This is a genomic window from Rugamonas violacea, from assembly GCF_016461825.1.
Lineage (GTDB): Bacteria > Pseudomonadota > Gammaproteobacteria > Burkholderiales > Burkholderiaceae_D > Rugamonas.
Genome location: NZ_JAEMNU010000151.1, coordinates 1 through 10,257, shown reverse-complemented (window position 1 = coordinate 10,257; position 10,257 = coordinate 1). Strand labels below are relative to the sequence as shown.

Sequence of the window (10,257 nt, the reverse complement as noted above, 5' to 3'; positions counted from 1 at the left end):
CGACCTGGGCTCCTACCGCGCCGACGGCTTGATCGACTTCCACGGCCGGCTCGACTTCCAGGTCAAGATCCGTGGCTTCCGCATCGAGCTGGGTGAAATCGAGGCACGCCTGGCCCAGTGCGCGGGTGTGCACGAGGCGTTGGTGCTGGCGCGCGAGGACGTGCCGGGCGATAAGCGCCTGGTCGCCTACCTGACCGGCAACCCCGGCGGCGCGGCCGAACTGCGCGCCGAGCTGGGCCGCACCCTGGCCGAGTACATGCTGCCGGCCGCCTTTGTCGCGCTGGAGCGCTTCCCGCTCACGCCGAACGGCAAGATCGACCGCAAGGCGCTGCCGGCGCCCGACCTGTCGGCCCTGGCGAGCCGGGAATACGTGGCGCCGCAAGGCGAAGTCGAAGAGGCCGTGGCACAGATCTGGCAAGACTTGCTGGGCATGGAAAAGGTCGGCCGCAACGACCATTTCTTCGAACTGGGGGGCCACTCCCTGCTGGCGGTGCAACTGGTCTCGCGCCTGCGCAGCGTGCGCGGCATCGAAGTGGCATTGCGCGAATTGTTCGCCTTCCCGGTGCTGCACGACTTTGCCGCCCAGCTGGCGCGGGCGCAGCAATCGACCCTGAGCGCGATTCCCGTCGTGTCGCGTAGCACCAGCCTGCCGCTGTCGTGGGCGCAGCAGCGCCTTTGGTTCATCGACCAACTCGACTCCCGGGCCGGCGCGGCCTACCACATGCCGGCCGCCTTGCGACTGGAGGGGCAGCTCGATACCGCTGCCTTGAAAGCGACGCTGGACCGCATCGTTGCGCGCCACGAAAACCTGCGCACGACATTCGTCTCACGCTCCGGCGCGCCGGTACAGGAGATCGGCGCGGCCGACAGCGGTTTTGCGCTGGTCGAACAGGACTTGAGCGACACGCCCGCCGCGCAGCAGCAGGACGCCGTCGAGCGCGCCAGCGCGGAGTTCTTCGGCGCCGCCTTCGACCTGGCGCGCGGTCCGCTGATCGGCGGACGCCTGCTGCGTCTGAACGCCAACGAGCATCTGCTGCTGATTAACCAGCATCACATCATTTCCGACGGCTGGTCGATTGGCGTGCTGGTGCAGGAAGTGAGCGCCCTGTACACGGCGTTCCAGCAAGGCCGGCCCGATCCGCTGGCGCCGCTGGCGATCCAATATGCCGACTACGCCGCGTGGCAGCGCGGCTGGCTCCAGGGCGCGGTCCTGCAAACCCAGATCGACTATTGGAAACAGCATTTGACGGGCGCGCCGGAACTGCTGGCGCTGCCGACCGTCCGTCCGCGCCCGGCGGTGCAAAGCTATGCCGGCGACAGCGTCGGCTTTACCGTTCCCGCCGACGTGACCGAGGGCTTGCGCGCCCTCGGCCAGCGCCATGGCAGCACCATGTACATGACGTTGCTGGCCGCCTGGGGCATCCTGATGGCGCGCATGAGCGGGCAGGACGACGTCGTCATCGGCGCGCCGGTGGCTAACCGTCAGCGCGCTGAAATCGAAAACCTGATCGGCTTCTTCGTCAACACGCTGGCCTTGCGCATCAATATCGAAGGCGACCCTAGCGTGGCCGCGTTGCTGGCCCAGGTCAAGGCGACCACCTTGAACGGCTACGCACACCAGGATATTCCATTTGAACAGGTGGTCGAGGCGGTCAAGCCGGTGCGCAGCCTGAGCCACAGTCCCTTGTTCCAGACCCTGCTCACGCTGAACAACACGCCGGTCGGCGGCGAACTGGCCTTGCCGGGCTTGCGCCTGAGCGGCCTGCCGCGCAAACAAGGCACCACCCACTTCGACGTGGCCGTCACGCTGAACGAGGCCGGCGGCGAACTGCACGGCAGCGTCGAGTATGCCAGCGCCCTGTTTGACGCGGACACGATAACGCGGCTGGTCCAGTGCTTCCAATGCTTGCTCAAGGCTATGGCGGCCGACGACAGCCAGGGCGTGCAGCGCCTGGCGCTGTTGAGCCAGACCCAGCGCACGCAGTTGATCGCCGACCTGAACGGCAGCGCAGGCGCTTACCCGCACGACAAGCTGATCCATGAGCTGTTCGAAGAGCAAGTCCGGCGCCAGGGCGATGCGCTGGCCCTCGTCTATGAGGATCAGCGCGTCAGCTACGCCGAACTCGATCGCCGCGCCAATCGACTGGCCCACCAGCTGCGCGCGATGGGCGTGGTGCCGGGCTCCTATGTGGCCCTGTGCAGCGAACGCTGCGTCGAACTGATCGTCAGCATGCTGGCCATCCTCAAGGCGGGCGCCGCCTATGTGCCGCTCGATCCGAGCTATCCGCGCGAGCGGCTGGCGTATATGCTGGCCGACAGCGCGCCGCTGGTGGTGCTGACCCAAAGCCATCTGCGCGAGCGCTTGCCGGTGTCCGATGGTGTCGTCTGCATCGACCAGGACGGTGGCGACGATGCGTCGCCGGTTCGGCCGCCCGCGCTCGCCGGCGGCCGCTCCAGCGACCTGGCCTACGTCATCTACACCTCCGGTTCGACCGGCCAGGCGAAGGGCGTGATGGTCGAACATCGCAACGTGATTCAATTGGTGATCGATGAACCATGCGTGGCCATCGCGGCGGAGGCGCGGGTGGCCTTCTGCGCCAATCCGGCCTTCGATGCGTCGACCTGGGAAATCTGGGGCGCCCTGCTCAATGGCGCGCGCCTGGTGATTGTGCCGCAGGCGACCCTGCTCGAACCGAGTGCGCTGGCCGCGCTGGTCGAGGCCGAGGAGGTCAGCATCCTGCACCTGACGGCGGGGCTGTTCAAACAATACGCCGACATCATGGCGCCGGCATTGCGCGGCTTGAACTACCTGGTTTTCGGCGGCGATCAAAGCGATCTGCGCACCGTGCTGAAGGTGCTGGAGAACAGCCCGCCACGGCACCTGGTGCATGCCTACGGTCCGACCGAAACGACGACCTTTGCCGTCACCTATGGCGTGACGGCGGCGACCCGGCAGGCCCGCGTCCTGCCGATCGGACGGCCGATCGCCAACGCCCGCGTGTATGTGCTCGACGCGCACCTGCAGCCGGTGCCGCTGGGCGTGGCGGGCGAAATCCATATCGGCGGTGCCGGCGTGGCGCGCGGCTACCTCAAGCAGCCGGAGTTGAGCGCGGCGCGTTTCGTCGCCGACCCTTTCTGCGGCGCGGCGGATGGGCGCATGTACAAGACGGGCGACCTGGGTCGCTGGCTCAGCGACGGCAGTCTCGAATACCTGGGCCGCAACGACTTCCAGGTGAAGATCCGTGGCTTCCGCATCGAGCTCGGTGAAATCGAGACCAGGCTGGCGCAGTGCGCCGGTGTAAAGGAGGCGGTGGTACTGGCGCGCCAGGACCAGTCCGGGGAAAAATTCCTGGTCGCTTATCTGAGCGGCAGCCCGGGCACGGCGGCCGAGCTGCGCGGCGAACTGGCGCAGCACCTGGCCGAGTACATGCTGCCGAGCGCTTTCGTGACCTTGGCGCAGTTCCCGCTCACGGTCAACGGAAAGCTTGACCGCAAAGCCCTCCCCGCGCCGGACATGGCGGCGCTGAATGCCCGCCAATATGAGGCGCCGCAGGAAGGGACGGAGCAGAGCGTCGCCGCCATCTGGCAGGACTTGCTGGCGATCGAACAGGTCGGCCGCAACGACCATTTCTTCGAATTGGGCGGCCACTCCCTGCTGGCGGTGCAACTGATGTCGCGCCTGCGCCAGAAGCTGGGCATCGAAGTGGCGCTGCGCGACTTGTTTGCGCGCCCGGTGCTCAAGGACTTTGCCGGCGAGTTGACGCAAGCGGCCCAAGCCAAGCTTAGCGTCATCGGGCTGGCCGACCGCAGCGTCGCCATGCCGCTGTCGTGGGCGCAGCAGCGCCTGTGGTTCCTCGATCAGCTGGACCCGGCGGCAAGCCTGGCTTACCACATGCCAACCGCGCTGGCCTTGAACGGCCCGCTCGACCGCGCGGCCTTGCGCGCGACGCTGGATCGGATTGTGGCGCGCCACGAAATCCTGCGCACGCGCTTTGTCAGCCGCGATGGCGCGGCGGTGCAGAGCATCGCCGCCGCCGACAGCGGCTTTGCGCTGAGCGAACACGACTTGAGTGGGCTCGACCCGCAAGCCCAGCGCAGCGCGCTCGACGCGCTGCGCGCCGAGGTGTTCGGCGCAGCGTTCGACCTGGCGCAGGGACCGCTGATTCGCGGCCAACTGCTGCGTATGGGGGAAGGGCAGCACCAGCTGCTGATTTGCCAGCATCACATCATCTCGGACGGTTGGTCGCTGGGCGTCCTGGTGCGCGAAGTGAGCACGCTGTATGCGGCCTTCAGCCAGGGCGAGAGCGATCCGCTGGCGCCGCTGTCGATCCAGTACGCCGATTACGCCGCCTGGCAGCGCCAGTGGCTGCAAGGGGAGACCCTGCAAGCCCAGGCCGCGTACTGGAAACAACACCTCAGCGGCGCGCCGGAATTGCTGACCGTGCCGACCGACCGTGCCCGTCCTGCGCTGCAAAGCCATGCCGGTGCCAGCGTTGCCTTCAGCTTCCCCGCGCCGCTCAGCGCGGCCATCAAGGCGCTCGGCCGGCGCCACGGCGCGACCTTGTTCATGACCATGCTGGCCGGTTGGGGCCTGCTGATGTCGCGCTTGAGCGGACAGGCCGAGGTGGTGATCGGCAGCCCGATCGCCAACCGCCAGCGCGGTGACATCGAAAACCTGATCGGCTTCTTCGTCAATACGCTGGCCCTGCGTTTGAACACGGCGCACGATCCCAGCGTGGCTGATTTGCTGGCCCAGGTGAAAGCGCTGACGCTCGACGCCTACGCGCACCAGGACATCCCGTTCGAGCAGGTGGTCGAGGCGGTCAAGCCGGCTCGCAGCCTGAGCCACAGCCCCTTGTTCCAGACCACCTTGACCCTCAACGACGGTTTGGTCGCGCAAGGCGCGGCGGCAAGCGGCGCGGCGCTGACGGTGAGCGCGCTCGAACAGGCGCAGACGACGGCCCAATTCGATTTGTCGCTGTTCGTCTTGCCAAGCAGTGAACGCATCAGCGGCACGCTGGTGTATGCCAGCGCGCTGTTCGACGCCGCCACGGCCGAGCGCATGCTGGGCCATCTGCAAACCCTGATGCAATCGATGGTCGAGGACGAGCAGCGCCAGGTGTCGCGCCTGGCCCTGCTCAGCGCGGCCGAGCACGAGCAACTGGTCAAGACCTTCAACGACACGGCGCAGGACTATCCGGCCGATAAGCTGATCCATCAGCTGTTCGAGGAACGGCTGGCCGAGCATGGCCAGGCGATGGCCTTGGAAACTGAGGATGAGAGCCTGTCCTATGCCGAACTGAATGCCCGCGCCAACCAGCTGGCCCACGCGCTGATCGCGATGGGCGTCAAGCCCGACGAGCGGGTGGCGATCTGCACCCGGCGCGGCGTGCCGATGGTGGTTGGACTGCTGGGCATCCTCAAGGCCGGCGCCGCCTATGTGCCGCTGGACCCGGACTATCCGGCCGAACGCCTGGCCTATATGTTGGGCGACTGCGCGCCCGCCGTCTTGCTCACCACCGACGACGTGCTCGACAATCTGCCGGCCAGCAGCCTGCTGCGCGTGCTGGTGCTGGACGCCGAGCCCAGCCTGGCGCGCCGTCCGACGCACAATCCGAACGTGGCCGGCCTGACCTCGCGCCATCTCGCCTACGTGATGTTCACCTCCGGTTCGACCGGCCAGCCGAAAGGCGTGATGGTGGAGCACCGCAACGTGCTGCGCCTGGTCGTCAACAACCCGTACGCGCGCATCACGGCGGCCGACTGCATCGCGCACTGCGCCAGCCCGGCCTTCGACGCCAGCACCTGGGAGCTGTGGGCGGCGCTGCTCAACGGCGCGCGCGTGCTGCTGGTGTCGCAGGAAGCCTTGCTCGATCCGCGCAAGTTCAACGAGACCCTGCTGGCGGGGCGGGTGAGCGCGCTGTGGCTCACCGCCGGCCTGTTCAACGAATACCTCGACGCGCTCAAGCCGGCCTTCGCCGGCTTGCGCCTGCTGATGGTCGGCGGCGACGTGCTCGATCCGCGCAGCGTGGCGCGCGCCCTGCTGGCGCCGGCGCCGGGTCAGCTGATCAACGGTTACGGTCCGACCGAAACGACGACGTTCGCCATCACCCATTTGATCGAGGCGGTGGCGGCCGACGCGCGCAGCATTCCTCTGGGGCGCCCGATCGGCAACACCCAGGTCTACCTGCTCGACGCCCATTTGCAGCCGGTGCCGCTGGGCGTGGCGGGGGAAATCCACATCGGCGGCGACGGTGTGGCGCGCGGTTACTTCAATCAGCCGGCGCTGACCGAGGAGCGCTTCCTGCTCGATCCCTTCAGCGCCCAAGCTGGCGCGCGCATGTACAAGTCGGGCGACTTGGGTCGTTGGCTGGCCGATGGCACCATCGAATACCTGGGCCGCAACGACTTCCAGGTCAAGATCCGTGGCTTCCGCATCGAGCCGGGCGAGATCGAAGCGCAACTGGTGCGTTGCGAAGGCGTGAAGGAGGCGGTGGTGCTGGCGCGCGAAGACGTGCCGGGTGAGAAGCGTCTGGTCGCCTACCTGACCGGCACCCCCGGCAGCGCGGCCGAACTGCGCAACCGCCTGAGCGCGCAACTGGCCGAGTACATGCTGCCGGCCGCCTTCGTCACGCTGGAGCAGTTCCCGCTGACGCCGAACGGCAAGCTTGACCGCCAGGCCCTGCCTGCGCCGGGCATGGACGCCGTCGCGGCGCGCGCCTACCAGACGCCGCAAGGCGAGGTGGAAGCGGCGCTGGCGCGGATCTGGTCCGAGCTGCTCGCCGTCGAGCAGGTCGGGCGCGAGGACAATTTCTTCGAGCTGGGCGGCCATTCGCTGCTGGCGGTGCAGCTCATGTCGCGCATCCGCAGCGACATGGGTGTGGAAATCGGCTTGCGCGATCTGTTCGCGCAGCCGACGCTGGCCGCTTTTGCCGGCCAGGTGGCGCAGGCGCGGCAATCGACCCTGGGCGCGATTCCCTTGGCCGACCGCAGCGCGCGTTTGCCGCTGTCGTGGGCCCAGCAGCGCCTCTGGTTCCTCGACCGGCTCGACGCCGCTGCCGGTGCGGCTTACCGCATCCCGGTTGGCCTGCGCCTGTCCGGCGAGCTCGATACGGCAGCGTTGAAGGCCACGCTCGACCGCATCGTCGCGCGCCACGAAAACTTGCGCACCACTTTCGTCATGCTCGACGGCGAAGCGGTGCAACAGATCGGCCGCGCCGACATCGGCTTTGCGCTGGACGAGCAGGACTTGAGCCACTTGGATGAGGAGCAGCGCAAGGCCGCTGTCGCTCGTCTGAGCGAGGAAGTCTTCACGCGTGCCTTCGATCTGGCGCAAGGCCCGCTGATCTGCGGTGTCTTGCTGCGGCTCGAAGCGAGCGAGCATCTGCTGCTGCTCAACCAGCACCACATCATCACCGACGGCTGGTCGGCCGGGGTGCTGATGGGTGAAGTGAGCAAACTGTATGCCGCTTTCAGCACCGGGGGCAGCGATCCGCTGGCGCCGCTGGCAATCCAGTACGCCGACTATGCGCAGTGGCAGCGCAACTGGCTGCAAGGCGAGACCTTGCAGCAGCAGGTCGCTTATTGGAAGCAGCATCTGTCCGGCGCGCCGGAGTTGCTGGCCTTGCCGACCGACCGCGCCCGTCCGGCGGTGCAGCAATATGCGGGGGCCAACCTCGGCTTCGGCTTGCCGGCGGACCTGAGCGAGGGCTTGCGGCAGCTGGGCGCCCGCCACGGCACGACCCTGTTCATGACCTTGCTGACCGCCTGGGGCATCCTGATGTCGCGCCTGAGCGGACAAGCCGACGTCGTCGTCGGCAGCCCGGTGGCCAACCGCCAGCGCAGCGAGATCGAAAACCTGATCGGCTTCTTCGTCAACACCCTGGCGCTGCGGATCAACACCGAGGGCGCACCGACGGTGGCGCAGCTGCTCGAACGTGTGAAGAGTGTCACGCTGGACGGCTATGCCCATCAGGACATCCCGTTCGAGCAGGTGGTCGAAGCCGTCAAGCCGCAGCGCAGCATGAGCCACAGCCCCTTGTTCCAGACCCTGCTGAGCCTCAACAACGCGCCCGTGGAGCAGGAATTGGCGCTGCCGGGCGTGCGCCTGAGCAGCCTGCCGCAAGAGCATGCGATGGCGCAGTTCGACCTTGCCCTGTCGATGAGCGAGGCGAACGGCCGGATCTTCGGCAGTCTGATTTATTCCTGCGCGCTGTTCGACGCCGCTTCCATGCACGGCTTGCTGGCGCGCTTCGAGCGCGTGCTGCGGGCCATGGTGGCCGATGCGCAGCAGGGCGTTGAGCACCTGGACCTGCTCGCCGACGACGAGCGCGAGCAAGTCACGCACGGCTTCAACGACAGCGCGGTCGACTACCCGCAAGGGCAACTGGCCCACCAGCTGTTCGAGGCCCAGGCCGCGCAACGGCCGCAGGCTGCGGCGCTGACCTTCGAAGGAACGACGCTCAGCTATGCCGAATTGAATGGACGCGCCAACGAACTGGCCGCGCGCCTGCTGGCGATGGGCTTGCGGCCCGACGAACGGGTGGCGCTGTGCGCGCCGCGCGGCATCGAGCTGGTGGTCGGCATGCTGGCCATCCTCAAGGCCGGCGGCGCCTATGTGCCGCTCGATCCGAGCTATCCGTCCGAACGTCTGGCGTATATGCTGGCCGACAGCGCGCCGGTGGCCTTGCTCACCTTTGGCGCCTTGTGCGAACGGCTGGCCACGACGGCGCCGGTGCTGCTGCTCGACGCGCCCGGCGCCGCGCCGGCGTCCGCGCCCGCGTTGGCACCCGCGCCCGTGTCCACACTCGCGTCCGCGCCTGCATCCGCGTCCGCAGCCGCGTCCGCAGCCGCAGCCGCAGCCGCAGCCGCAGCCGCAGCCAACCCCGTGGTTGCGGGTTTGGACGGGGCCCACCTGGCGTATGTGATCTACACCTCCGGCTCAACCGGCCAGCCAAAGGGCGTGATGAGCCAGCACGCCAGCCTGTGCAACCTGGCGCGCGCCCAGATCGACCTGTTCGGCGTGCGCGCCGACAGCCGCGTGCTGCAGTTCGCCTCGTTCAGCTTCGACGCCAGCATTTCCGAAATCATGATGGCGTTGGGCTGCGGCGCGACGCTGGTCATGGCCTCGCGCGAGGCCTTGCTGCCGGGCGCGCCGCTGCTGGCGACCCTGCTCGACGAGTCGATCAGCCACGTGACCCTGCCCGCGTCGGCGGTGGCCACGCTGGCGCCGGAGCGCCTGCCCGCCGGCCTGTGCCTGATCATGGCGGGCGAAGCCTGCCCGCCGCAGCTGGCCGCGCAGTGGGCCGAACGCCACGTGGTGTTCAATGCCTACGGTCCGACCGAGGCGACGGTGTGCGCCAGCGTCTACCGCTGCCATGCCGGCCAGGCGGGCAGGGTGCCGATCGGACGACCGATCGCCAACAGCCAGATCTACATCCTCGACGCGCGGTTGCAACCGGTGCCGCCGGGCGTGGCCGGCGAAATCCACATCGGCGGCGCCGGTGTGGCACGCGCCTACCTGAATCGTGCGGAATTGACCGCCGAGCGTTTCCTCTCCAATCCATTTGGTCCGGGGCGCTTGTACAAAACGGGCGACCTGGCTTGCTGGCTGGCCGACGGCAATATCGATTACCTGGGCCGCAATGATTTCCAGGTCAAGATCCGTGGCTTCCGCATCGAACTGGGCGAGATCGAAGCGCGCCTGGCCCAGTGCCAGGGCGTGCGCGAGGCGGTGGTGCTGGCGCGCCAGGACATGGGCGACGAACAGCGCCTGGTGGCCTACCTGACCGGCACGCCGGGCAGCGCGGCCGAGTTGCGCGCCGAGCTAAGCACGCAGCTGGCCGACTACATGCTGCCGGCCGCCTTCGTCGTGCTTGACCAATTGCCGCTCACCTCGAACGGCAAGATCGACCGCCAGGCCCTGCCGGCGCCGGACATGACGGCCGCCGCGCTGCGCCAGTACGCGGCGCCGCAGGGCGAGCTGGAGTGCGTGGTCGCCGGCATCTGGCAAGACCTGCTCGGGCTGGCCCGGGTCGGCCGCAACGACCATTTCTTCGAACTGGGCGGCCACTCGCTGCTGGCGGTGCAACTGATGACGCGCATCCGCGCCAGCCTGGGGCTGGAGGTCGAGCTGCGCGAGCTGTTCGCCCATCCCGTCCTGGCCGATTTCGCGACCGCGCTGGGCCAGGCCCGGCGCGCCGCGACGACGGCGATTCCGCTGGCCGACCGCGGCGCCGGACTGCCGCTGTCGTGGGC

General features: G+C 68.1%; 1 protein-coding gene. It reads left to right on the top strand.

The window, feature by feature from the left end; translation table 11 throughout:
* The coding region (locus tag H7U20_RS28195; RefSeq protein WP_199762460.1) for a non-ribosomal peptide synthetase at positions 1 to 10,257 on the top strand (10,257 nt) is incomplete at both ends.